Source organism: Dyella sp. SG562, assembly GCF_011759495.1.
In the GTDB taxonomy this organism is placed as follows: Bacteria; Pseudomonadota; Gammaproteobacteria; order Xanthomonadales; family Rhodanobacteraceae; genus Dyella_D; species Dyella_D marensis.
The window spans coordinates 139,048-161,299 of the sequence record NZ_JAAOYS010000007.1 but is presented as its reverse complement, the minus strand read 5'-3'; the positions used below and the strand labels follow the sequence as shown (position 1 = coordinate 161,299).

The window sequence follows — 22,252 nt, the reverse complement described above, 5'->3', positions numbered from 1 at the left end:
AGGTGCCTATGCGTTACCCCGTCGTCATCGAAACCGGCAACGATAAAACCGCCTTCGGCGTCATCGTCCCCGACTTCCCCGGTGTATTCAGCGCCGGCGACACGCTGGACGAGGCCCTGGCCCAGGCCGAAGAAGCCATCCTGTTCGCGCTCGAAGACGTGGTGAGCGAAGGCAAGGACTTTCCCGCCGCGTCGAATCTCGCCGACCTGATCTCGGGCAAGGACCCCAGGGGCGGCCCAAGGCATTTCCCGGCCACCCGATGGGCCTGGCACGTCATCGACGTCGACACCTCCAGGCTCACCGCCAAGGCCATCCGCGTGAATATCACCGTGCCGGAGCCGCTGCTCAAGATGATCGACCGCTATGTCGCCGAACATCCCGGCGAATCGCGCAGCGGCATCCTGGTGCGCGGCGCCCAGGCCATCATCAACCGCTAGCATCCGGCGATGCGGCTGCTACATTCCCCTCCTCCCGACAAGAATCCCCGCAGCAATGCCTACTCGCATTTCTGACGATATCTGGCGTCAGTTCCAGGAAGAACTCGCAGCTGTCGATCGCAAACCTTCCGCGCCGCTGTCGCGCGACGAACTGGCCCGCCTCAATCCGGAGCAGCGCCTGGCGCTGGCCAGGACCGAGTTCATGGACATCAAGCGCAAGTACGGCTTGAAAGTGGACGACGTGCTCACCTTCCTCCCGGAAGAGGAAGTAGTGACTTATCTGCAGCAGCTGATGAACTGAGCCGCGCGCCACGCCCCACGGAAGGATCAGGAACATGCTCGAAGGCATCTCCACGCTCGCCGGCACCCGTGTGCTGGTCTATGCCGCGCAAGGTCCGCTGCTGGCGCAGGAGCGCGACGCGAACGATCTGATCGCCGAGGCCGGCGTGCACGAGGCCACGTGGGTCGCCTTGCCCGCCGAACGTCTGCACGAAGACTTCTTCCGCCTCGACACCCGCCTGGCCGGCGCTATGCTGCAGAAGTTCGTCAACTACGGCGTGCGTGTCGCGGTGATCGGCAACATCGATGCGTGGCTGGAACGCAGCAAGGCGCTGCGCGATTTCGCGCATGAGACCAATCGCGGAGCGATGTTCTGGTTCGTCGGCGATATGGCTGCGTTCGAGCACAAGCTGCAGAACTTCCCGGCCTGAACCGCGCGGCACCCGGCTCGCCTAATAGGACTTATCTGATTCCGGGCGTCGAGCCTCATCGGCACGATGCTCACGTGCCCGCGGCGAGGTCAGTTGCACGTGCCCCCTTGCCAGCCCGATCCTCGCCGCGGGCCACCTTCCTACTGCCGGGGATGGCCGGTACTGGCGAGCACGCCAGCGGCGGCGAGGTCGTCGGAGCGACTCGCCGCCTGGATTTTTTCCTAACTATCCAAGCAGCGCGCTATTCAGCGCATCTTTCGCTTCGTGTACGCGGCGTCCTCGTTCACCCGAGGTTGCGTCCGCCGAAGGAAGACTCGACGGGCTCCATTCCCCACCGCAAAGAGGAGACGTCGATGAAGCTTCATCCTTCTTCATTGGCCACCGCACTGGCGCTCGCCGTAGCGCTGGCCGCTCCGCTCGCGATGGCGCAGGACGCGCTGACCGAACGGCAGGTGCACAACCAGCTCGAGCAGCAGGGCTACAAGAAGATCCACGATCTGAAATTCCGCGACGGCATGTGGCGGGCCCGCGCAAAAAGCGCGGATGGCCGCAGCGTCACCGTCAAGATCGATCCGCGCACCGGCGAGGCGTATCCCGACGAACAAGTCTCGCGCCTCAGCGAAACAGACGTGCGCGCCTCGCTCTCCACCGCCGGTTACACCCACGTGCACGACGTGGATTTCAAGGATGGCCTGTGGCGCGCCAAGGCGGAGAACCCCGCCGGCGCCGACGTGAAGCTGCAGATCGATCCGCATACGGGCAAGGTGATCGGTACCGACTGATCCCGCGCGAATCAACCTCCCGCATATGCAAAGCGCCGGTGGCTCACGCCCCGGCGCTTTGCATATCTGGATATCCATCCCCGAAAGCCGTTCGCGCGATGCGCCGGACGGCGAAATAAATAGGCGGCGTTCACGGCCATGTGGATTGCGTCGAGCCTGCTATCCCTAGCCCCCTGTCGACACGCCGCGGGAAGTCGAACACTTAGCTCCCCGGCGCGCATGGTAGGGAGCCTGTGCGCAGGCGTTCTGTGATGCAGTTCCATACGGCAGGAACTGTCTCTAGGACTCTTTGACATTATCTCGATCCAAAAAGAAACGGGACCGGCGCGCGTACCACGCTCTATGATTGAGTCCGTTTTCCCCACAGGTAACGCCCGTGAAACGACTCGCCCTTTCGCTACTCGCCCTGTCCATTTCCAGCGCCGTGCTGGCGGCCGAAGCGCCGAGCTTCGATCCGCATCGCCTCTCGGCCGACGTGAAGACGCTTTCTTCCGATGCGTTCGAAGGCCGCGGCCCCGCCACCGCCGGCGAGACCAAGACCGTCGATTACCTGATCGCCCAGTACAAGGCCGCCGGCCTGCAGCCGGGCGGCGACCTGAAGAATGGCAAGCGCGCCTGGACCCAGGCCGTGCCGCTGCTGCGTGCGGAGATCGCCGGCGCGCCGGCGCTGTCGGTATCGGTCGACGGCAAGCCGCAGGCACTGACCCAGGGCGAGCAGATCGCCGTGCGCGCCGCGATGGACGGTTCCAAACAGGTGGCGATCAAGGACGCCCCGCTGGTCTTCGTCGGCTACGGCGTGAAGGCGCCGGAGCGCCACTGGGACGACTTCAAGGGCGTGGACCTGCACGGCAAGATCGCCGTGGTGCTGATCAACGATCCGGATTTCGAGACCGGCCAGGGCGATTTCGGCGGCAAGGCCATGACCTACTACGGCCGCTGGACCTACAAGTACGAAGAAGCCGCACGCCAGGGCGCGGCCGGCGTGCTGATCGTGCACGAGACGGAGCCGGCGTCCTACGGCTGGAACACGGTGAAGAACTCCAACACCAATGCGATGTTCGACATCGTGCGCGACAAGCCGGCCGAGACGCATCCGCAGGTGGAAGCGTGGATCCAGCGCGATTTCGCCGTGGATCTGTTCAAGCGCGCCGGCCTCGACTTCGATGCGCTGAAGAAGCAGGCGCAGACGCGCGAGTTCAAGCCGGTGACGCTGAAGGGCGAGAGCTTCTCCGCCAGCTACAAGGTGGACAGCAAGGTCATCACTTCGCACAACGTCGTCGGCCACATCGACGGCGCCAAGCATCCGGACGAGACCGTGATCTACAGCGCGCACTGGGATCATCTGGGCGTCGGCGCACCCGATGCCAAGGGCGACAAGATCTACAACGGCGCGGTGGACAACGGCACCGGTACGGCGGCGCTGATCGAGCTGGCGCGCGCGTTCAAGAGCGCACCCAAGCCGGAGCGCTCCATCGTGTTCCTCAACGTCACCGCGGAAGAGAAAGGCCTGCTCGGCTCCGAGTACTACGCGGCCAATCCGCTTTACCCGCTGGGCAAGACGGTGGGCGTGATCAATCTCGACGCGCTCGACCCGCACGGTCCGGCGCGCAACTTCACCATTTCCGGCAGCGCCAGGCTGGATCTGCTGGACGACCTGATCGCCACCGCCAAGCGCTGGAACCTCAGCTACTCGCCGGACCCGAAGCCGGAAGCGGGCCACTTCTTCCGCTCCGATCATTTCTCCTTCGCCAAGCGCGGCGTGCCGGCGATCTCGTTCGGCTCGGGCAACGACTGGGTCGACGGCGGCCTGGCGGCAGGCAAGCAGGCCGAGGACGAATACACCGACAAGCACTACCACCAGCCCTCGGACGAGTGGGAGGCCGGCTGGTCGTTCACCGGTATGGCGCGCGACCTGCAGATCCTCTACACGCTGGGCAGCGAGCTGGCCAATTCGAACCAGTGGCCGGACTGGAGCAAGGACTCCGAGTTCCGCGCCGCCCGCGACAAGACCGCCGCCGACCGCAAGTAAGCGGCGCTCACCGCAGCACGCGAACGGCCCGCCTCGGCGGGCCGTTTGTTTTCCATCAGCGGATGAACGGAGATTTCACGAAGAGCCACAAAGCCGTCTTCGCCGAATCACGATCCGGTCATAGGCCGCGCGCACGCTATGCGGACACCGTCCCCCACGGCAAGAACCGCTTCATGCTGGCCCAATACGTATTCCCCGCCAAGGCAGGGCTGTTCCGCATCGTCCGCCACGGACGCCGCTGGCGCAGCATGTTCGACATGCAAGAGACCGGACGCTACGACAGCGCCGAGCAGGCACTGGCCGCGCTGCGCGAGGCGTGGCCGCAGGCGCGGCTGCCGGTATCGCTGGAAGAGTGGCGTTATCTGCGCCAGGCCGCGGCGATGACGCATGGGCGCGATCCGGATGAGCCGGGAGAGCGCTGGCGCATGACGGGCTAAAGCTTCTGCCCCCTCTCCCCTCCGGGGAGAGGGTTGGGGTGAGGGGTCGAGCGGAGCGTAGAAGCTGGAGCGGAAAGCGAGCCACGCCTTGTCGATCCTCTTCCGCGAGCACCCGCCCCTCATCTGCCTGCCGGCATCTTCTCCCCGGCGGGGAGAAGAGTTCTCTATACAGGCGCCAGACCTTCGGTCATCGCCCGCGCCAGCTCCCGTTCGCCCATCACCACCATATCCGCGCCCTGCTTCTGCAGATGCTCGCGGCACTCCTCCGAATCCGCCCGCGCAATGATGCGCAGCCTTGGATTCAACTGCCGCGCCGCGCGCACCACCTCGCCGCTCTCGAACGCCTGCGGCAAGGTCACCAGCAGCGCCTTCGCTTCCGGCAGGTTGGCGGCGCCCAGCACTTCGTCGCTGGAGGCATTGCCCACCAGGGTCTCGATGCCCTGCTGCTGCAAGGTATCGACGTGGTCTTTTTCCTCTTCCAGCACCAGCAGCGGCAGGCCGGTGGCATGCACCGCTTCGCCCAGCAGCTGGCCGAGCTTGCCGTAGCCGGCCACCACCACGTGCCCGCTCAGCTCGGTCGGCTGCAGCGGCACGGCGGTGGTGCCGCCCTGCTCCGTCTCGGCGGCGGCCGCGCGCGCATCCATCCGCGCCTTGGCGCGGTCGAGCAGCTTGAACAGCAGCGGATTGATCAGGATGGACAGGATCGCCGCGGCCAGCAGCACGTCCTGCGCTTCCTTGGTCACCAGGTTCTGCGCCACGCCCACGCCGATCAGGATGAAGGAGAACTCGCCGATCTGCGCCAGGCTGGTGGCGATGGTGAGCGCGGTGGTCATCGGCTTGCGGAAGGCCAGCACGATGCCCAGCGCCGCCACCGACTTGCCGATCACGATGATCGCCAGCGCGGCCAGCACCACCAGCGGCTCGGACAGCAGCACCTGGTAATTGAACAGCATGCCGATGGAAACGAAGAACAGCACGGCGAACGCATCGCGCAGCGGCAGGGTTTCCTCGGCGGCGTCGTGCGCGAGTTTCGATTCGCCCATCATCATGCCGGCGAAGAACGCGCCCAGCTCGAACGACACGCCGAACAGCCCCGCGGCGCCGAACGCAACGCCCAGCGCGATCGCCAGCACGGCCAGGCGGAACAGTTCGCGCGAACCGGTCTGCGCGATCACCTGCAGCAGCCAGGGGATCAGCCGCTTGCCCACGATCAGCATCACCGCCACGAAGGCCACCACCTTGCCGATGGTGATGCCGACGGTCATGGCGATCTCGCCGAAGGACATCGACTGCCCGGCATTCAGCGACGCGCCGATCGCCGGCAGCAGCACCAGCGCCAGCACCATGGCGAGGTCCTCGACGATCAGCCAGCCCACCGCGATGCGCCCGCGCTCGGTCTCCATCAGCCGGCGCTCTTCCATTGCGCGCAGCAGCACCACGGTGCTGGCCACCGACAGCGCCAGGCCGAACACGAAGCTCTGCACCATCGGCCAGCCCAGCGCCCAGCCCAGCAGCATGCCCAGCACCGTGGCCACCGCCATCTGCCCGAGCGCGCCGGGGATGGCGATGGATTTGACCGAGAGCAGATCCTTCAGCGAGAAGTGCAGGCCGACGCCGAACATCAGCAGCACCACGCCGATCTCCGCCAGCTGGTGCGCCAGATGGCCGTCGGCGACGAAGCCCGGGGTGAACGGTCCGCACACCACGCCGGCGAGCAGATAGCCGGCCAGCGGCGGCAGGCGCAGGCGGTGCGCGATGGCGGCGAAGAAGAAGGCGAGCACGATGCCGCCGACGATGGTGCCGATAAGAGGGGCGTCATGCATGGCGGCGGTCCTTCCGGTGATGAGCGGGTACCCGGGCGCTGAGGGAGCGCGGGGGCGCCGCGGTGGACAAGCGGGCTCGTCGTGGCGCGTCTAGGTGTTGTAAGGGCTTGGGGCGTGCGGCACAAGCGCGAAGGCGCATTTTCGGCCTTGCCTCAACCTCCACTCTCGTCATCCCGGCGCAGGCCGGGATCCAGTGGCGATATCACTCGATGGTCGCCGCAGGCTCCGCTGGTGATGCCGGCTGGCTTCCCGCGTTCCATGAGCGCTGTCGCCACTGGATCCCGGCCTACGCCGGGATGACGAGCAAGAGCCGCACGTCGCCATCACTCCTGCGCGTTGATCACCGCCAGGAAATCCCGCCCGTACCGCTCCAGCTTCGCCTTGCCCACGCCGCTGATCGAGCCCATCTCCGCCTCGTTCGCCGGCAGCTCGCGCAGCATCGCGAGCAAGGTGGCGTCGTGGAAGATCACATAAGCCGGCACGCCATGCTGCTTCGCGAGTTTCGCGCGCAGGGCGCGCAGTGCATCCCACATCGGCTGCTCGTAGGCTTCGATGCCCAGGCTGCTGCCGGTGACCAGCTGGCTGTCGCGGCGGCGGCGCGAGCGGCGTTCCGGCCGCGTGTCCTCGCGCAGCAGCACTTCGCGGTTGCCGGTCAGCACCTCGCGGCTGCTGCGGGTGAGGCGCAGCGTGCCGTACTCGCCTTCCGCTTCCAGCAGTCCCGCGGCGAGCAGCTGGCGGAACACCGAACGCCACTGTTTTTCGTCCATGTCGGCGCCGATGCCGAAGGTGCTCAGGTGATCGTGGCGCAGCTGGCTCATGCGCTCGCTGTCCACACCGCGCAGGATGTCGATCACGTGGCCGGAGCCGAAGCGCTGTCCGCTGCGGTACACCGCCGACAGCGCCTTCTGCGCGGGTACGGTGGCGTCCCAGGTTTTCGGCGGCTCCAGGCAGTTGTCGCAGTTGCCGCAAGGGCCCGCATAGGTCTCGCCGAACGCGCCGAGCAGGCGCACGCGGCGGCATTCGGTGGCTTCGGCATAGGCGAGCAGCGATTCCAGCTTCTGCCGCTCCACGCGCTTGCGCTCGTCGGCGGATTCGGACTGGGCGATCATCTGGCTCATCGTCACCACGTCGGACAGGCCGTAGATCATCCAGGCCTCGGCCGGCAGGCTGTCGCGCCCCGCGCGGCCGGTCTCCTGGTAATAGCCTTCCATGCTGCGCGGCAGGTCCAGGTGCGCGACGAAGCGCACGTCCGGCTTGTCGATGCCCATGCCGAAGGCCACCGTGGCCACCATCACCACGCCGTCCTCGCGCAGGAAGCGCTGCTGGTTCGCCGCGCGCGTGGCCGCGTCCAGCCCGGCGTGATAAGGCAGCGCGGCAATGCCGGCCTCGGCCAACCACTGCGCGGTTTCGTCGACCTTGCGGCGACTGAGGCAATACACGATGCCGGCTTCGCCGCGATGGCCCTCGAGAAAATCCGTGAGCTGGCGCTTCGCGTTGTGGCGCAGGGCCACGCGGTAGCGGATGTTGGGGCGGTCGAAGCTGGACAGGAACTGGCGCGCGTCCTGCAGCGCCAGGCGCTCGACGATCTCCTCGCGCGTGCGCGGGTCGGCGGTGGCGGTGAGCGCGATGCGCGGCACCTGCGCGAAGCGCTGGTGCAGCACCGCCAGCTCGCGGTACTCGGGACGGAAATCGTGGCCCCACTGCGATACGCAGTGCGCTTCGTCGATGGCGAACAGCGCCACCTCGGTGCGTTCCAGCAGGCCGAGGAAGCGCGGCGTGAGCAGGCGCTCCGGCGCCACGTAGAGCAGATTCAGCTCGCCGGCCAGCAGTTGCCGCTCCACTTCGCGCTGGTCCTCGGCGGACAGGCTGGAGTTGAGATAGGCAGCGGCGACGCCGGCCTCGCGCAACGCGTCGACCTGGTCCTGCATCAGCGCGATCAGCGGCGACACCACGATGCCCGTGCCCTGCCGCAGCAGGGCGGGAATCTGGTAGCACAGCGACTTGCCGCCGCCGGTCGGCATCAGCACCAGGGCGTCGCCGCCCTCCGCCACCTGCTCGACGATGGCTTGCTGCTGGCCGCGGAAGCTGGTGTAGCCGAAGACGCTGTGAAGAATGTCGAGGGGAGAGGAAGACATTCCCCGAATGCTAGCAAATGCGGCCCGCGGCGCCCCGGGCGTGCGGTGCTTCATCGTGTAGGCGAGCTCCGATTTCGCGGTCGGCGCGGCGAGCGTCAATCGCCCGGCATGCCCCACAGCGCGCGGTCAATATCCGCATCCAGCCCGAAGCGCGACAGCGGCACCTTGCCGTTCTTCACTTCCACGCCCTCGGCGCGCAGGCGCCTGGACTGCTCGCGAAACCCGCGGCTGCCCGGCGGAAACGCAATCTGCCCGCTGGAACGCAGCACGCGGAACCACGGCAGTTCCATGCCATCGGGCACCTCGCCCAGCACACGCCCGACCAGGCGCGCCCGCCCGGGCAGGCCGGCGCGGGCGGCGATGGCGCCGTAGCTGGCGACGCGGCCCGGGGGAATGGCGGCGATGGCGGCGAAAATGCGGGCGTGCTGTTCGTTCATGGCGTGTCCAGGGTGAGACGGCATGAAGGCCTATAGCGGTAAGTCTTAGCGCGCGCCGTCATAAAGTCGTGGCAGAGTAGCGGAACCCGTTCTGCTGCCGGGAGCCGCCTCATGCATCACTTCGAAGCCGTGCGTTCCCATATCGGCGCAAAGCACGAGCTGCGCCACAACGGGCCCTATCTGATCAGCTTCGACCTGCCGCTGCCGCGCGGGCGGCACCAGGGCATCTACCTGGCCGAGCTGGAAGACGAAGCCGGCCGCCGCTTCCTGCGCGTCTCCACCCCGATCGGCCCGCTGGCCGGCGCCGACGCGCGCCGCTGCCTGCGCTTCAATTGGGAGCAGCGCGTGGGTTTCCTCGCCGTGGCCGACCTGGACGGCTCGCCCTTCCTGCACCTGTGCGAGAACCGCCCCTACGAGCTGCTCTCGATCGAAGAACTGCAGCGGGTGATCCACGAGCTGGGCGAACTGGGCGACGAGCTGGAACAAGTCGTCGCCGACGGTGGCGACGACTTCTGAGCTATCAAGACAGCGCCTGCGCCAACCGCACCGCGCCGTAGGCCAGCAGCGCCGTGACCGGCAGGGTGAGGATCCACGCCCACACCATCCGCTCCACCACCGACCAGCGGATCGCATTCCAGCGCTTGGCAGCGCCCACGCCCATGATCGAAGCCGACACGTTGTGCGTGGTCGACACCGGCACGCCCAGCGCCGAGGCGGTGAGGATCACCGCGGCCGAGCTGCCTTCGGCGGCGAAGCCATTGATGGGATGCAGCTTCACCATCTTGTGGCCCAGCGTCTTGATGATGCGCCAGCCGCCGCCGGCGGTGCCGCCGGCCATGGTCAGCGCGCACACCACCGCCACCCACGCCGGCACGTCGAAGCCGCCGTCGGCCGAGCCATGGATGCGCAGGAAACCCAGCCACGACGGCAGGCTGTCGAACTGGCCCGCGGCGGTGGCGCCGGCCAGGGCCAGGGCGATGATGCCCATGCTCTTCTGCGCGTCGTTCATGCCGTGGGCCAGGCCCATGGCGCTGGCCGAGACGATCTGCGCCTTGCCGAAGAAGCTGTTGACGAAGGGCGTGCGGCCGAGCCGGCGCAGCGGGCCGCTCTGGCTGGAGAACCAGCCGAGCAGCGCATACAGCGCGCCCATCAGCAGGAAGCCCATGACGAAGCCCAGCAGCGGCGACACCACCATCGGCACCACCACCTTGGGGATCACGCCCTTGCCCTGCCACCAGTGATCGCCGCCCTGCGACCAGATGATGGCGGCGAAGTTGTCGCCCGAGGCCGCGATCGCCGCGCCCACCAGGGCGCCGACCAGGGCATGGCTGGAACTGGACGGCAGGCCCAGCCACCAGGTCAGCAGGTTCCACACCGTGGCTGCGCCCAGCGCGCAGATCAGCAGCTGGGAACCGGCCGCCACCACGTGGGTGTCGATCAGGCCGGCGGCGATCGTCTTGGCCACCGCGGTGCCCCACAGCGCGCCGATCAGGTTGGTGATGGCGGCCAGGATCACCGCCTGGCCCGGCGTCAGCACCTTGGTCGCCACCACCGTGGCGATGGAGTTGGCGGTGTCGTGAAAACCGTTGATGTAGGTGAAGACCAGTGCGATCAGCACCACCGCGAAGACCATGCTCATCGCGGGCGCCTCAGGAGTTCTTGAGCACGATGGAATACACGATGTTGCCGACGTCGCGGCACTTGTCGATGGCTTTCTCGATCAGCTCGAACAGGTCCTTGGCCAGCATGGCGCGCATGGCGTCGCTGCCTTCCACGTACAGCGTGCGGTACGGCGCCAGCAGCATGCGGTCGCCTTCGGATTCCAGCGTCTGCAGGCGGTCCTGCAGCTTCTTCACCGGGTCGATGCGCAGGCCGCGGCGCAGCTCGCCGATCATTTCCGACACCACCGCACTGGCCTGCTCCAGCACCTGGGCGCGCTGGGCGAAGTCCACGTCGGACAGGCGCGCGGCGACGATCTCGTAGCGCTCGGCGAACTTCTCCACCGTCTTGGGGATCTTGTACAGCGCCGAGTTCAGCGCCTCGATGTCCTCGCGGTCCAGCGCGGTGACGAAGGTGTTGACCAGTTCCTCGCTGATCTGCGCGGCCAGTGCTTTCTCCCGCGCCCGGGCCGAGGCGAAGGCGGCCATCACCGGGGCGCGGTCGCTATGGGTCACCAGCTCGTGCAGGGCGCGGGCGCTTTCCCGCACCGCCTCCGCGCTTTGCTCGAGCAGGCCGTAGAACTTGTCGCCTTTGCCGAAGATCGTCTGCAGTGAAAACATGCGCGGAATGCCTGGAAGCCGATGGGAAGAAAGGAAAATTGACGGATATGTTACAGGACAGGCTTAAGCCCCGGCAGCAAGCCCCCGCTGCCGGCCCTGCCCCCGCAGGCCTTACACTCCCGGCCATGCCCCGACCCGCTACCGCTTCCCCCCGATGCTGACCGAGATCGCGACCGTCTTCGTGCTCGCGCTGGCCAACGGCTTCTTCGCCCTCTCGGAAATGGCCCTGGTCGCCTCCCGCAAGAGCCGCCTCAAGCAGATGGCCAAGACCAGCCGGCGCGCCCGCGTCGCGCTGCGCCATGCCGAGGCGCCCGAGCATTTCCTGTCCACCGTGCAGGTGGGCATGACCCTGGTGATCCTGGTCACCGGCGCCATTGCCGGCGACGCCCTGGGCGACCACATTGCCGAGGCCATCCACGGTGGCCGGGCGGCCTGGCTGGAGCCGTACGCCAAGGTGATCGGCCTGGTGCTGGGCTTCGCCCTGATCTCCTTCATCCAGATCGTGATCGGCGAACTGGTGCCCAAGCGCCTGGCGCTGTCGGCGCCGGAGAAAGTCTCCGGCTTCGTCGCCATGCCGATGCTGGTGCTGTCGCGCATCGCCGCGCCGTTCGTGTGGCTGCTGAATTTCTCCAGCAGCCAGCTGCTGCGCCTGCTGCGCGTGGCCAAGCGCGGCAGCGATGCGGTGACGGAAGAGGAAATCCGCCTGCTGGTGGCCGAAAGCGCCGAGCAGGGCGTGCTGGACGCCGACGAGCACAACATGGTCAACCGCGTGCTGCGCCTGGGCGACCGCACGGTGGACAGCGTGATGACCCCGCGCACCCGCATCGCCTGGCTGGACGTGGCCGCCACGCCGGAAGAGAACGACGAAGTGCTGCGCGACACGCCGTATTCGCGCTATCCGGTCTACCGCGCCGACGAAAGCGACGTGGTCGGCGTGGTCGAGGTGAAGCACCTGCTGCGCAATTTCCGCCACGGCTCGCCGGACCTGTTCGGCCGCATGGCCAAGCCGCTGTTCGTGCCGGCCACGGCGCGCGCGCTGGACCTGCTGGAAGAATTCCGCGACGCCGAGACCCAGCTGGCCCTGGTGGTGGACGAATACGGCGACATCGAAGGCCTGGTCACCCTCAACGACCTGCTCTCGGCCGTGGTCGGCGCCAGCCAGCGCGGCAGCCAAGGCGGCGAGGAAACCGCGCCGATCGTGCCGCGCGAGGACGGCAGCTGGCTGGTCGACGGCTCGATCTCCACCGACGACCTGCGCGAACTGCTGCACGTGGACCACCTGCCCGGCGAGCAGGAACACGAATACCGCACCGCCGCCGGCATGGTGATGGCCGTGCTCGGCCATATCCCGCAGACCGGCGAGGTGTTCGCCTGGCAGGGCATCCGCTTCGAAGTGGTGGACCTGGACGGGGCGCGCATCGACAAGCTGCTGATCACGCCGGCGCGGCCGATCGAACTCGCCGACGACGAGCAGTAAGCCGCGCGGCTCAGTCCTTGGGTTTGTCCTGCGCGATCTTCGCCATCCGCTGCGCGTCGGCGAAGATGCCGTGCAGGATGCGCAGCTCGCGCTCGTCCATCTGCGCGCGCTGGAACAGCTTGCGCAGCCTCAGCATGATCGTGGTCGGCGCGCGGCCCTTGTGGAAGTCGATGTCGTCCAGCGTCTCGGCCAGGTGCTCGTAGAAGCGCTCCATGCGCGCGGCGTCGGCCGGCGGCTCGGCATCGTCGCGCACCGGCGCCGCCGGCACGTCGCCGCCGAGCAGGGCCACGCGCAGTTCGTAGGCCATCACCTGCACGGCCTGCGAGAGATTCAACGAACTGAAATCGTCCACGCTGGGAATGCGCACCATCGCGTGGCAGCGCGCCAGTTCCTCGTTCTCCAGGCCGGTGCGCTCGTTGCCGAACACCAGCGCCACCTGTTCGCCGCGGCCGGCGGCGGCCAGCACGCGCGTGGCGGCTTCGCGCGGGGAGAGTTCTTCCAGGTCCACGCCGCGCCGGCGCGCCGACAGGCCCAGGGCCAGGCTGCAGCCGGCCAGGCCGTCGACCAGGCCGTCGTGCACGCCGGCTTCGGCCAGCACCTCGTCCGCGCCGGCGGCCAGGGCCGAGGCTTCGGCGTGGGGAAAGCGGTGCGGGGCGACCAGGGTCATGCGGCCGAAGCCCATGGTGCGCATGGCCCGCGCCGAGCTGCCGATGTTGCCCGGGTGCGAGGTGCGCACCAGGACGAAGCGGACGAGGGAGGCCAGATCGGTCATGAGTGGCAGGGACGGCGGGCGGCAAAGGGGGCGCAAGGATAACGGGAACCGGCCCGCGGCGCGGCCGTTCCCTGGCTCCCGTCTCGCCGCCCTGCTAGACTTCGCGGCCGCTCCCCGTTCTTTCGAAAAGCCGAAGCCATGCCCAGACCCGCCGTCAACGTCGCGGTGCGCGCCGCTCGCGCCGCTGGAAACGTGATCCTGCGCTATATGAACCGCATCGACGGTCTCAATATCGTGGAAAAACAACGCATGGACTTCGCCTCGGAAGTCGACCGCCTGGCCGAAGCCGAGATCGTCAAGGAACTGCGCCGCGCCTACCCGAGCCACGCCATCCTCGCCGAGGAAAGCGGCCAGATGGGCAAGGGTCCGCTGACCTGGGTGATCGACCCGCTCGACGGCACCCACAACTATCTGCGCGGCATCCCGCATTTCTCCGTGTCCATCGCCCTGCTGGAAAAGGGCGAGCCGGTCTACGGCGTGGTGTTCGATCCGCTGCGCGGCGAGCTGTTCACCGCCAGCAAGGGCGACGGCGCCTACCTCAACGACCGCCGCATCCGCGTCAGCCGCCGCGAGGACCTGGGCGGCGCGATGATCGCCACCGGCTACCCCTACCGCCAGCGCCAGCATCTGGAAGCGCAGCTCAACATGACGCGCGTGCTGCTGGGCCAGGCCGAGGACATCCGCCGCTCCGGCTCGGCCGCGCTGGACCTGGCCTACGTGGCCGCCGGCCGCTACGACGGCTATTTCGAGATCGGCCTGAAGCCGTGGGACATGGCCGCCGGCGTGCTGCTGGTGCGCGAGGCGGGCGGCCGCTACGGCGATTTCGCCGGCCGCGACGGCATCCCGGCCAGCGGCAACATCATCGCCGGCAACCTGCACGTGGTGCAGGCGATGACCGAGATCATCGGCGCGCAGTCGACGCCTGGCCTGCTGAAAGCGTAGGCGTAGGTTGGGGTGAGCCGAAGGCGAACCCCAACATCATCACGTCCAAACGCACCGCAATGTTGGGGTTCGCCTTCGGCTCACCCCAACCTACGCCGGTAGGTTCAAGTCAGCCCTGATCCTTGAGGAAGCCGCGCAGGAACGGCACGGTGATGCGCCGCTGCGCGGCGAGCGAGGCCTTGTCGAGCTTGTCGAGCAGGTCCAGCAGCGCGCCCAGGTCGCGCGCGTAGCGGGCGAACAGCCAGTCGAGCACGGTGTCGTCCAGCTCGATGCCGCGGCCGGCGGCCTGGCCCTTCAGCACGGCGCGGCGCTCGGCGTCATCCAACGGCTTCAGCACCGCCTGCTGGCAGGCACCCAGGCGCGAGCGCAGGTCCGGCAGGCCCAGGCCGAGCTGGGCGGGAATCGCTTCGGCGGCGAACAGCATGGCCAGGCCTTCGGCGCGAGCCTGGTTGTAGACGTCGAACAGCGCGTGCTCGGCCTCGCGGTCGCCGGCGATGGCACCCAGGTCGTCCAGCGCCAGCAGCTCGCTGCCCGCTACGCCGCGGATCGCCGCGGCGCGCTGGCCGATCGTGGCCAAGGGCAGGTACTGCACGGTGCGGCCGGCTTCGCTCGCCGCCTGGCAGGCGGCCATCAGCAGGTGGCTCTTGCCGCTGCCGGCGGAGCCGCTGAGGTAGAGCCAGGGTGTGCGCGGCGTCATCGCCAGTTCGCGCACGGCAGCAACGGTGGCTGCGTTGGAACCGTCATGGAAATGCTCGAAGCGCTGGCGCCGCGGCCAGCGCAGCGCAAGAGGCAGCTGCGGGATCATGCTTGCGGGTCGTCCCGATCCTTCCGGGTGTGTTCTTTCACATCCACCTCGATGCCGTCCTCGCTCTGCTCTACCGCCACTTCCATTTCCGCGATCACCGGGTCCTGCCGCCCTTCCTCCGTATACAGTCCGCTATGCCGGTATCGCTGGCTGAGATAGCGCAGCACCACCAGGATCACGGATGCCGCCGGCAGCGCCAGCAGGATGCCGAGGAAGCCGAACAGATAGCCGCCGGCCAGCACCGCGAAGATCACCGCCACCGGATGCAGGCCGATCTTCTCGCCGACCAGGCGCGGCACCAGCACATAGCCTTCCAGCAGCTGGCCGATCACGAACACCACCACCACCAGCGACACGTGGGTCCAGTCGCCGTACTGCACCAGCACCGCGATCAGCGCCGAGCCGAAGCCGACGATGAAACCCAGGTAGGGCACGAAGCTGAGCAGGCCGGCGACCATGCCGATCAGCGGCCCCACCGACAAGCCGAGCAGTGACAGGCCCGCGCCGTAGAAGATGCCCAGCGCCAGCATCACCAGCAGCTGGCCGCGCACGAAGGCGCCCAGCACCAGGTCCGATTCGCGCGCCAGGTGGGCGATGGTCGGCTCGATCGAGCGCGGCAGCATGTCGTCGACCCACGCCACCAGGCGGTCCCAGTCGCGCAGCAGGTAGAACGCCACCACCGGGATCAGCACCAGGTTGGTCATCCAGGCGATCACGCCCAGGCCCGAGCGGGTGACCTTGCCCAGCACGGTGGATACGACGCCGCCGAGCGAGCCCAGGTGGTCCTTCAGCTCGGCGATCAGGCGGTCGGTGTCGAAGGCGTTGGGGTCCAGCCGCAGCTTGGCCTGCAGCCAGGGCAGCGCGGTGGTGCGCACCCAGTCCACGTAATGCGGCAGGCTCTGCACCAGGTTCTCGACCTGGCGCGAGATCAGCGGGATCAGCAGCAGCAGCGCGCCCACCGTCACCAGCAGCAGCACGAAGAACACCACGCTCACCGCCACCGTGCGGCCCATGCCCAGCCGCTCCAGGCGGTCGGCCAGCGGGTCGCCGAGATAGGCGAACATGCCGGCCACGGCAAACGGCATCAGCACCGGCGCCAGCAGCCAGAGCAGGTAGAGGATCACTGCGGTGATCGCCAGCATCTGCCAGCGGCGGGAAATGTCTTGGGTCATTCGTCGCGGCTCGTCGTGGGAGGTGGCGAGGGCGGCTTGCCAGGCGGCATGGCCTCACGCGCAAGTGTGACTGATGCGCGCGGCGCTGTCAGCGCAGTGCCGCGCGGGCCCGGCGCGACCAGCGCCAGACGTAGTCCGCGCCGCTGGCCAGGCACAGCGCGGCGACCAGCCAGGCCAGCAGGTTCATCGCCGCCAGCCGCCAGCCGGCGCTCCCGGCCAGGATGCCCAGCAGATAGACGATCTGCAGCAGGGTGCAGGCCTTGGAGACCAGGCTGGGCTCCGGCTGCAGCGGGCCGATCAGCAGCCGCCAGGCCAGCGCGCCGGTGGCGATCACCGCGTCGCGCCCACATACCAGGGCCGCCAGCCACCACGGCGCGAGGCCGGTCAGCGCCAGCAGTACGAAACAGGTGACCAGCAGCAGCTTGTCCGCCGCCGCATCGAGGATGCCGCCGAGCCGGCTCTGCCAGCCGCAGCGCCGCGCCAGGAAACCGTCCAGGCCGTCGGTGAAGCCGGCCAGCGCGACCAGGCCCAGGGCCAGGCGCGGCTCGCGCGCCAGGATGGCCCAGCCGATCGGCGGGACCAGCAGGATGCGCAGCAGCGTGATCGCGTTGGGCAGGTGGCGCCAGGGTGAGAGCGGCCCGCCAGGCATCGCCGCGCTCTCTGCCGCCGAAGACTCAGTGCACCCAGCGCAGGCTGGCGTCGGCGCCGCTGTGGGCGTCCGCTTCGAGCAGGCGGCCGCCGGCGGTCAGGCTGCCGGCCATCACGTTGAGCGGCAGGCCGGTCTTCACGGCGAACAGGATGCCGTCGTTCTGCGCGCTCAGCGTCACCACCTCGCGCACCATCGGGTCGGCGCGCAGCGTCGCCAGCAGGTTGGCGTAGTCCAGCGCGGAAGCCACGCCGCTCACCCACAGCTTGCCCGCGACATTGCCGGAGCCGATCACGTTGAGCTGCTTGCCCAGGCGGTCGGACAGCGCGTTGCCGGCGTCGACCAGGGTCTGCTGAGTGGGTGCGCCGGTGCTGTTCCACTTCTGCTGCGGGCCGCCGGAAACCAGGTTCCAGTCCGCGCCGTCGGCGCGCAGCTGGCCGAGCAGGACCAGGCCGGTCTTGTACTGGCGGGCCAGGCCGAAGATCTGGTCGGGCTCCGCGCTGGCCACCGAGGGAGCGTCCGCGCTCTTGCCGGGGTCGGCCAGCACCACGTTGTAGCCGCGCTGGGCCACGGCCTGGGACAGCGGCGCCAGGGCGTCCTTGTCCATCACGTTGCCGCTGGCGTCGCGCACCAGCAGCAGCACCGGCGGCTTGCCGGTGGTGCCGGCCACGCCCATCTGCGAGACCGCCCGCTGCACCGCGCCGGAGTCGAAGCTGACCTGCAGCGCCAGCCCGCCGGCGGCGCGCTGGTACTGGTACTGCTGCACGATGCCGGAGGCCGATTTCAGGGTGTCGTCGTAGCCGGGCTTGCCGCGCAGGTCCTGGCCGCCGGCGGTGCGCGCCAGCACCTGGCTGAGCGCCACGCCGAAAGCCTCGTCGCGCTTGGCCTCGCTGGTGTCGGCGACCGGCACGGTGACGGTATAGGGCGAGACCTGGCCCTGGGCGTGCGCCGCGGGAAGCAGGAAGGCCAGCAGAAGGCCGACGAACAGCAGGCGTGACAGGCGCATAAGCTCGGAAGGCTGGCGGGGAAAACGCTCCGCAGTCTGCCCAATCCGGCCCCCAGCGTCTATCATTGGGCGTTTCTCCACGCCGGTTCCTGCCATGTCCGACGCACTCACCTACCGCGCCGCCGGTGTCGATATCGACGCGGGCAATGCCGTGGTCGAACGCATCAAGCCCCTGGTCAAGCGCACCTTCCGCCCCGAAGTGATGGGCGGCCTGGGCGGCTTCGGCGGCCTGTTCGACCTGGCCGGGCGCTACAAGGAGCCGGTGCTGGTGTCCGGCACCGACGGCGTCGGCACCAAGCTCAAGCTCGCCCAGCAGCTGGGCCGCCACGACACCATCGGCATCGACCTGGTCGGCATGTGCGTCAACGACGTGCTGGTGCAGGGTGCGGAGCCGCTGTTCTTCCTGGACTACTTCGCCACCGGCAAGCTCGATGTCGACACCACGGTGGCCGTGGTCGGCGGCATCGCCAAGGGCTGCGAACTGGCCGGCTGCGCGCTGATCGGCGGCGAGACCGCCGAAATGCCCGACATGTACCCGCCGGGCGAATACGACCTGGCCGGCTTCACCGTCGGCGCGGTGGAGAAATCCGCCCTGCTGAGCGGCGAGGCTATCGTGGCCGGCGACGTGATCCTGGGCGTGGCCTCCTCCGGCCCGCATTCCAACGGCTATTCGCTGATCCGCAAGATCGTCGAGCGAGCCGGCAGCCCGCTGGAGCTGGACCTGGGCGGCGTCACGCTGGCCGATGCGCTGATGGCGCCGACCACGATCTACGTCAAGCCGATGCTGGAACTGCTCAAATCCGCGCCGGTGCATGGCATGGCCCACATCACGGGTGGCGGGCTGAAGGAAAACATCATCCGCGTGGTACCCGACGGCCTGGGCCTGGCGCTGGACGCCGCCGCCATCGTGCTGCCGCCGGTGTTCGACTGGCTGATGCGCGAAGGCAAGGTGGCGCGCGAGGAAATGTGGCGCACCTTCAACTGCGGCGTGGGCTTTACCGTGATCCTGCCGCGCGACGCCGTGGCCGCCGCCGCCGCGCTGCTGCACAAGCATGGCCTGGCCAGCTCGGTGATCGGCGAAGTGGTGCCGGCGCAGGGCGACGAGCGCGTGCACATCGGCTGAGCCGGTCCGCTCTTTTTCTCTTCCATCGCCGCGCGGTCCCCTGCGATCGCGCGGCCTGAATACCCGGCCCCGCGCATGTCCTCTCCTCTCCGCATCGCCGTCCTCGCTTCCGGACGCGGCAGCAACCTGCAGGCCCTGATCGCCGCGCGCGACGCCGGCAAGCTGCCGGTGGAGTTCGTGCTGGTCGGCAGCGACAAGGCGCAGGCCGGCGCGCTGGAGCTGGCCGAGGCGGCGGGCATTCCGCGGCTGGTGCTGAATCCGAAGGCGTATCCGTCGCGCCGCGCGTTCGATCTGGACTTGTTCTCGCGCATCGAAGCCACGGGCGCCGACCTGCTGGTGCTGGCCGGCTACATGCGCATTCTCGACGGCGAGGCGCTGCACCCGTGGGTGGGGCGGATGATCAACATCCATCCCTCGCTGCTGCCGAAGTACCGCGGCCTGCATACGCATCGCCGCGCGCTGGAAGCGGGCGATCCGGAACACGGCGCCAGCGTGCATTACGTGACCGCGGAGCTGGATGGCGGGCCGGTGATCGCACAGGCGCGCATCGGCATCGAGGCCGGCGATCACGAAGACCTGCTGGCGCAGCGGCTGCTCGCCTATGAGCACCGGTTGCTGCCGGCGGTGGTGCGGATGATTGCCGCCGGGCGGCTGGCTTATGCGGCGCCGGATGGCGTGGCGCTGGATGGCGAGCGCTTGTCCTCGCCGCTGGAACTGCGCGGGGACGAGCTGGTCCGCTGACGCGGTCTTCATCGACGCCCAACGAGTCATTCAGCCGGCACGCGTAGACTGCCCCGCCATGGCTACCCTCACCTCTCCCCGCAAGTTCCTGGCCGGTCTCGCGCTGGCCCTCTCCGCTTCCGCCGCGTTCGCCGCCACCACGCCCACGCCGTTCACCGCCACCTACCAGGTGCTGCAGGGCGACCAGGTGATCGGCGAAGCCACCATCAGCCTCAAGTCCACCGCGCTTGGCTGGGAATACAGCAACCAGACGCGCGGCACCGGCGGCCTGGCCGCGGCGCTGGGCGCCAGCTCCAGCGAGATCACACGCTTCCGCTGGAACAACAACGCGCCGGAAACCGTGGCCTACGACTACCGCATGAACGCGTCGATCAAGAGCAAGCAGCGCACCACGCGCGTGGACTGGAACAGCAAGCAGGTGAGCGTCGACGACGGCAAGGGCGCGGAAACCTACGCCGCCGCGCCGGGCATGGTCGACCGCAACACCGCGCCCTACGCCATCGGCCTGGCCCTGCACGACGGCAAGCAGGCGGTGACCCTGCCGGTGGCGGTGAAGCGCAACGTCGAGAACCAGCAGTTCAAGGTCGCCGGCAACGACGACGTGAAAGTGCCGGCCGGCAGCTTCAAGGCGCAGCGCGTGGAGCGCACCGACAAGGACCAGAGCTTCAGCGCCTGGTACGTGCCGCAGAAATACCTGGTGCCGGTGAAGCTGACCCAGAGCGACGGCGGCAATCTCACCCTGCAGCTGGTGAGCTACCAGGCCGGCCGATAAAAGCAGGCGATAAAAAAGGGAGCGCGCGGACAGCGCACTCCCTCCATCAAAAAAGCCGGCAGCGATGCCGGCTTTTTTGTCGCCTCAGGACGGCAGGCGGCGGATCTTCGCGCCGAGCACGCCGAGCTTTTCCTCGATGTTCTCGTAGCCGCGGTCGATGTGGTACACGCGGTCCACCGTGGTGTCGCCGTCCGCGACCAGGCCGGCCAGCACCAGGCAGGCGGAGGCGCGCAGGTCGGTGGCCATGATCGGCGCGCCACTCATCTTGTCCACGCCCTTGATGATCGCGGTGTTGCCTTCCAGGCGGATGTCCGCGCCCAGGCGCTGCAGCTCGTGCGCGTGCATGAAGCGGTTCTCGAACACCGTCTCGGTGATGACGCCCACGCCCTCGGCCACGCAGTTGAGCGCGGTGAACTGCGCCTGCATGTCGGTCGGAAACGCCGGGTACGGCGCGGTGGTGATGTTCACCGCCTTCGGGCGGCGGCCCTGCATGTCCAGCTCGATCCAGTCCGGGCCGGTGTTGATGTGCGCGCCGGCTTCTTCCAGCTTGGCCAGTACCGAGTCCAGCGTGTTGGCGCGCGCGTTGCGGGCGCGCACCTTGCCGCCGGTCATCGCCGCGCCGACCAGGAAGGTGCCGGTCTCGATGCGGTCCGGCAGCACTTCGTATTGCGCGCCGTGCAGGCGCTCGACGCCGTGGATGGTGAGGGTGGAGCTGCCGGCGCCCTCGATCTGCGCGCCCATGGCGATCAGGCAGTTGGCGAGGTCCACCACTTCCGGTTCCTGCGCCGCGTTCTCGATGATGCTGGTGCCCTGCGCGAGCGCCGCGGCCATCATGATGTTCTCGGTGCCGGTGACGGTGACCATGTCCATCACGATGCGGGCGCCCTTCAGGCGGCTGGCCTTGGCCTTGATGAAGCCGTTTTCCACGCTCACCTCGGCGCCCAGCGCCTGCAGGCCGCGGATGTGCTGGTCCACCGGGCGCGAACCGATCGCGCAGCCGCCGGGCAGCGAGACCTCGGCCTGGCCGAAGCGTGCCACCAGCGGGCCCAGCACCAGGATCGAGGCGCGCATGGTGCGCACCAGGTCGTACGGCGCCACGTGGCGATCGGTGGAGCGCGGGTCGACGTGCATCTTCATGCGGTCGTCCAGCACCAGCTGCACGCCCATCTGGCCGAGCAGCTCGATGAAGGTGGTGACGTCGTGCAGGTGCGGCACGTTGCTGATGGTCACCGGCTCGTCGGCGAGCAGGCAGGAGGCGAGGATCGGCAGCACCGCGTTCTTGGCGCCGGAAATACCGACCTCGCCATTGAGCGGCACGCCGCCGCTGATCAGGATCTTGGCCATTCTTGTCCTTGGGGGTGTTCTTGGAACCGGGCGACGGCCGTCAGCGGCGCGCCGCGGCTTCCTCGGGGGTCAGGGTCTTCAGCGCCAGGGCGTGGATCGCACCGCCCATCAGCTCGCCCAGCGTGCCGTAGACCAGGCGATGGCGCGCGAGGGGGAGCTTGCCGGCAAACTGCGCCGCCACCACTTCCGCCTCGAAATGCACGCCGTCGTCGCCGGAAACCTGCGCCTGCGCACCGGGCAGGCCTTGTTCGATCATTGCCTGTATGGTGGCAGCGTCCATCGGGAATCCAGTCGTGGGTCACCGGCGCCTGGGCTTGCGGAATCCCTCATCAGGACCACATCGGCGCCGACCGTGACGATAAAATGCGAATATGCCATGGTAA

Annotated in this window: 24 protein-coding genes; 12 read left to right on the top strand and 12 right to left on the bottom strand. The window is 68.4% G+C overall.

The genetic code is table 11. The features are described 5' to 3' along the window. Positions 1-8: 8 nt before the first annotated feature. The 6 genes from FHW84_RS14390 (at position 9) to FHW84_RS14365 (ending at position 4,395) form a co-directional block, all read left to right on the top strand. Positions 9-437, top strand: a complete 429-nt coding sequence (locus FHW84_RS14390) for a type II toxin-antitoxin system HicB family antitoxin (RefSeq protein WP_167256664.1) — start codon at positions 9-11, stop codon at positions 435-437. Positions 438-492: 55 nt separating this feature from the next. Beyond that, a complete protein-coding gene (locus tag FHW84_RS14385) occupies positions 493-738 on the top strand; it encodes a 2-hydroxyacyl-CoA dehydratase (protein WP_167256663.1) in 246 nt (81 codons plus the stop codon). 34 nt (positions 739-772) lie between these two features. After that, complete coding sequence (locus tag FHW84_RS14380) at positions 773-1,147, top strand: DUF4180 domain-containing protein (RefSeq protein ID WP_167256662.1); 375 nt, start codon at positions 773-775, stop codon at positions 1,145-1,147. A gap of 353 nt (positions 1,148-1,500) precedes the next feature. Next, positions 1,501-1,929, top strand: a complete 429-nt coding sequence (locus tag FHW84_RS14375; RefSeq protein WP_167256661.1) for a PepSY domain-containing protein — start codon at positions 1,501-1,503, stop codon at positions 1,927-1,929. A 376-nt stretch (positions 1,930-2,305) separates the two neighbouring features. Beyond that, positions 2,306-3,958, top strand: a complete 1,653-nt coding sequence (locus FHW84_RS14370) for a M28 family metallopeptidase (protein ID WP_167256660.1) — start codon at positions 2,306-2,308, stop codon at positions 3,956-3,958. A 173-nt stretch (positions 3,959-4,131) separates the two neighbouring features. Next, positions 4,132-4,395, top strand: coding sequence for a hypothetical protein (locus FHW84_RS14365; protein WP_167256659.1), 264 nt, complete (start codon positions 4,132-4,134; stop codon positions 4,393-4,395). A gap of 164 nt (positions 4,396-4,559) precedes the next feature. Here the strand turns inward: FHW84_RS14365 and ybaL are convergent, their stop codons facing one another. The 3 genes from ybaL to FHW84_RS14350 form a co-directional block, all read right to left on the bottom strand. Beyond that, entirely contained in the window at positions 4,560-6,218 is a 1,659-nt protein-coding gene (gene ybaL / locus FHW84_RS14360) for a YbaL family putative K(+) efflux transporter (RefSeq protein ID WP_167256658.1), read from the bottom strand. A gap of 323 nt (positions 6,219-6,541) precedes the next feature. Further along, a complete protein-coding gene (gene recQ, locus FHW84_RS14355; protein ID WP_167256657.1) occupies positions 6,542-8,353 on the bottom strand; it encodes a DNA helicase RecQ in 1,812 nt (603 codons plus the stop codon). A gap of 95 nt (positions 8,354-8,448) precedes the next feature. Next, on the bottom strand, positions 8,449-8,790 hold the full coding sequence (locus FHW84_RS14350) for an MGMT family protein (protein ID WP_167256656.1): 342 nt from the start codon (positions 8,788-8,790) through the stop codon (positions 8,449-8,451). 111 nt (positions 8,791-8,901) lie between these two features. Here FHW84_RS14350 and FHW84_RS14345 point away from each other — a divergent pair, with 111 nt between their 5' ends. Next, entirely contained in the window at positions 8,902-9,306 is a 405-nt protein-coding gene (locus FHW84_RS14345; protein WP_167256655.1) for a hypothetical protein, read from the top strand. A 4-nt stretch (positions 9,307-9,310) separates the two neighbouring features. On the opposite strand, the gene FHW84_RS14340 is transcribed toward FHW84_RS14345, so the two are convergent. Together FHW84_RS14340 and FHW84_RS14335 are read right to left on the bottom strand one after the other, a co-directional pair. Continuing rightward, positions 9,311-10,429 carry an inorganic phosphate transporter gene (locus FHW84_RS14340; protein WP_167256654.1) on the bottom strand — a complete coding sequence of 373 codons (1,119 nt, stop codon included), beginning with the start codon at positions 10,427-10,429 and terminating at the stop codon, positions 9,311-9,313. Positions 10,430-10,439: 10 nt separating this feature from the next. Continuing rightward, positions 10,440-11,069 carry a pit accessory protein gene (locus FHW84_RS14335; RefSeq protein ID WP_167256653.1) on the bottom strand — a complete coding sequence of 210 codons (630 nt, stop codon included), beginning with the start codon at positions 11,067-11,069 and terminating at the stop codon, positions 10,440-10,442. Between the two features lie 154 nt (positions 11,070-11,223). Between FHW84_RS14335 and FHW84_RS14330 the strand changes: the two genes are divergently transcribed. After that, on the top strand, positions 11,224-12,546 hold the full coding sequence (locus tag FHW84_RS14330) for a hemolysin family protein (protein ID WP_167256652.1): 1,323 nt from the start codon (positions 11,224-11,226) through the stop codon (positions 12,544-12,546). A gap of 10 nt (positions 12,547-12,556) precedes the next feature. On the opposite strand, the gene FHW84_RS14325 is transcribed toward FHW84_RS14330, so the two are convergent. After that, positions 12,557-13,318: an RNA methyltransferase gene (locus FHW84_RS14325; protein WP_167256650.1), complete on the bottom strand. Its 762-nt coding sequence runs from the start codon at positions 13,316-13,318 to the stop codon at positions 12,557-12,559. Between the two features lie 138 nt (positions 13,319-13,456). Here FHW84_RS14325 and FHW84_RS14320 point away from each other — a divergent pair, with 138 nt between their 5' ends. Next, positions 13,457-14,260 (top strand): inositol monophosphatase family protein, encoded by an 804-nt coding sequence (locus tag FHW84_RS14320; protein ID WP_167256648.1) that lies wholly within the window; start codon positions 13,457-13,459, stop codon positions 14,258-14,260. Between the two features lie 109 nt (positions 14,261-14,369). Here the strand turns inward: FHW84_RS14320 and hda are convergent, their stop codons facing one another. The 4 genes from hda to FHW84_RS14300 form a co-directional block, all read right to left on the bottom strand. After that, the gene (gene hda, locus FHW84_RS14315; protein ID WP_167256646.1) at positions 14,370-15,065 is read right to left on the bottom strand and encodes a DnaA regulatory inactivator Hda; all 696 of its coding nucleotides are present in this window, start codon (positions 15,063-15,065) and stop codon (positions 14,370-14,372) included. Further along, positions 15,062-16,237, bottom strand: a complete 1,176-nt coding sequence (locus tag FHW84_RS14310) for an AI-2E family transporter (RefSeq protein WP_167256645.1) — start codon at positions 16,235-16,237, stop codon at positions 15,062-15,064. Before FHW84_RS14310 ends, hda begins: the two co-directional genes overlap by 4 nt. A gap of 88 nt (positions 16,238-16,325) precedes the next feature. Further along, positions 16,326-16,886: a CDP-alcohol phosphatidyltransferase family protein gene (locus tag FHW84_RS14305; RefSeq protein WP_167256642.1), complete on the bottom strand. Its 561-nt coding sequence runs from the start codon at positions 16,884-16,886 to the stop codon at positions 16,326-16,328. A 25-nt stretch (positions 16,887-16,911) separates the two neighbouring features. Then, positions 16,912-17,889, bottom strand: a complete 978-nt coding sequence (locus FHW84_RS14300) for a DUF2066 domain-containing protein (protein ID WP_167256641.1) — start codon at positions 17,887-17,889, stop codon at positions 16,912-16,914. Between the two features lie 94 nt (positions 17,890-17,983). On the opposite strand from FHW84_RS14300, the gene purM reads away from it, so the two are divergent. The 3 genes from purM (at position 17,984) to FHW84_RS14285 (ending at position 20,525) form a co-directional block, all read left to right on the top strand. Next, a complete protein-coding gene (gene purM, locus FHW84_RS14295) occupies positions 17,984-19,012 on the top strand; it encodes a phosphoribosylformylglycinamidine cyclo-ligase (RefSeq protein WP_167256639.1) in 1,029 nt (342 codons plus the stop codon). A gap of 75 nt (positions 19,013-19,087) precedes the next feature. Beyond that, positions 19,088-19,753, top strand: coding sequence for a phosphoribosylglycinamide formyltransferase (gene purN / locus FHW84_RS14290; protein ID WP_167256637.1), 666 nt, complete (start codon positions 19,088-19,090; stop codon positions 19,751-19,753). 58 nt (positions 19,754-19,811) lie between these two features. Then, entirely contained in the window at positions 19,812-20,525 is a 714-nt protein-coding gene (locus FHW84_RS14285) for a DUF3108 domain-containing protein (protein WP_167256635.1), read from the top strand. An 84-nt stretch (positions 20,526-20,609) separates the two neighbouring features. Here FHW84_RS14285 and murA read toward each other — a convergent pair whose 3' ends face one another. Beyond that, on the bottom strand, positions 20,610-21,869 hold the full coding sequence (gene murA / locus FHW84_RS14280; protein WP_167256634.1) for a UDP-N-acetylglucosamine 1-carboxyvinyltransferase: 1,260 nt from the start codon (positions 21,867-21,869) through the stop codon (positions 20,610-20,612). Positions 21,870-21,909: 40 nt separating this feature from the next. Further along, a complete protein-coding gene (locus FHW84_RS14275) occupies positions 21,910-22,149 on the bottom strand; it encodes a BolA/IbaG family iron-sulfur metabolism protein (protein ID WP_026636810.1) in 240 nt (79 codons plus the stop codon). Positions 22,150-22,252 lie beyond the last annotated feature (103 nt).

Bases quoted from the DNA above. Each gene is read 5' to 3' on its own strand.
- FHW84_RS14390 (WP_167256664.1), top strand. From the start codon at position 9: ATGCGTTACCCCGTCGTCATCGAAACCGGCAACGATAAAACCGCCTTC.
- FHW84_RS14385 (WP_167256663.1), top strand. From the start codon at position 493: ATGCCTACTCGCATTTCTGACGATATCTGGCGTCAGTTCCAGGAAGAA.
- FHW84_RS14380 (WP_167256662.1), top strand. From the start codon at position 773: ATGCTCGAAGGCATCTCCACGCTCGCCGGCACCCGTGTGCTGGTCTAT.
- FHW84_RS14375 (WP_167256661.1), top strand. From the start codon at position 1,501: ATGAAGCTTCATCCTTCTTCATTGGCCACCGCACTGGCGCTCGCCGTA.
- FHW84_RS14365 (WP_167256659.1), top strand. From the start codon at position 4,132: ATGCTGGCCCAATACGTATTCCCCGCCAAGGCAGGGCTGTTCCGCATC.
- ybaL (WP_167256658.1), bottom strand. From the start codon at position 6,218: ATGCATGACGCCCCTCTTATCGGCACCATCGTCGGCGGCATCGTGCTC.
- recQ (WP_167256657.1), bottom strand. From the start codon at position 8,353: ATGTCTTCCTCTCCCCTCGACATTCTTCACAGCGTCTTCGGCTACACC.
- FHW84_RS14350 (WP_167256656.1), bottom strand. From the start codon at position 8,790: ATGAACGAACAGCACGCCCGCATTTTCGCCGCCATCGCCGCCATTCCC.
- FHW84_RS14345 (WP_167256655.1), top strand. From the start codon at position 8,902: ATGCATCACTTCGAAGCCGTGCGTTCCCATATCGGCGCAAAGCACGAG.
- FHW84_RS14340 (WP_167256654.1), bottom strand. From the start codon at position 10,429: ATGAGCATGGTCTTCGCGGTGGTGCTGATCGCACTGGTCTTCACCTAC.
- FHW84_RS14335 (WP_167256653.1), bottom strand. From the start codon at position 11,069: ATGTTTTCACTGCAGACGATCTTCGGCAAAGGCGACAAGTTCTACGGC.
- FHW84_RS14330 (WP_167256652.1), top strand. From the start codon at position 11,224: ATGCTGACCGAGATCGCGACCGTCTTCGTGCTCGCGCTGGCCAACGGC.
- FHW84_RS14325 (WP_167256650.1), bottom strand. From the start codon at position 13,318: ATGACCGATCTGGCCTCCCTCGTCCGCTTCGTCCTGGTGCGCACCTCG.
- FHW84_RS14320 (WP_167256648.1), top strand. From the start codon at position 13,457: ATGCCCAGACCCGCCGTCAACGTCGCGGTGCGCGCCGCTCGCGCCGCT.
- hda (WP_167256646.1), bottom strand. From the start codon at position 15,065: ATGATCCCGCAGCTGCCTCTTGCGCTGCGCTGGCCGCGGCGCCAGCGC.
- FHW84_RS14310 (WP_167256645.1), bottom strand. From the start codon at position 16,237: ATGACCCAAGACATTTCCCGCCGCTGGCAGATGCTGGCGATCACCGCA.
- FHW84_RS14305 (WP_167256642.1), bottom strand. From the start codon at position 16,886: ATGCCTGGCGGGCCGCTCTCACCCTGGCGCCACCTGCCCAACGCGATC.
- FHW84_RS14300 (WP_167256641.1), bottom strand. From the start codon at position 17,889: ATGCGCCTGTCACGCCTGCTGTTCGTCGGCCTTCTGCTGGCCTTCCTG.
- purM (WP_167256639.1), top strand. From the start codon at position 17,984: ATGTCCGACGCACTCACCTACCGCGCCGCCGGTGTCGATATCGACGCG.
- purN (WP_167256637.1), top strand. From the start codon at position 19,088: ATGTCCTCTCCTCTCCGCATCGCCGTCCTCGCTTCCGGACGCGGCAGC.
- FHW84_RS14285 (WP_167256635.1), top strand. From the start codon at position 19,812: ATGGCTACCCTCACCTCTCCCCGCAAGTTCCTGGCCGGTCTCGCGCTG.
- murA (WP_167256634.1), bottom strand. From the start codon at position 21,869: ATGGCCAAGATCCTGATCAGCGGCGGCGTGCCGCTCAATGGCGAGGTC.
- FHW84_RS14275 (WP_026636810.1), bottom strand. From the start codon at position 22,149: ATGGACGCTGCCACCATACAGGCAATGATCGAACAAGGCCTGCCCGGT.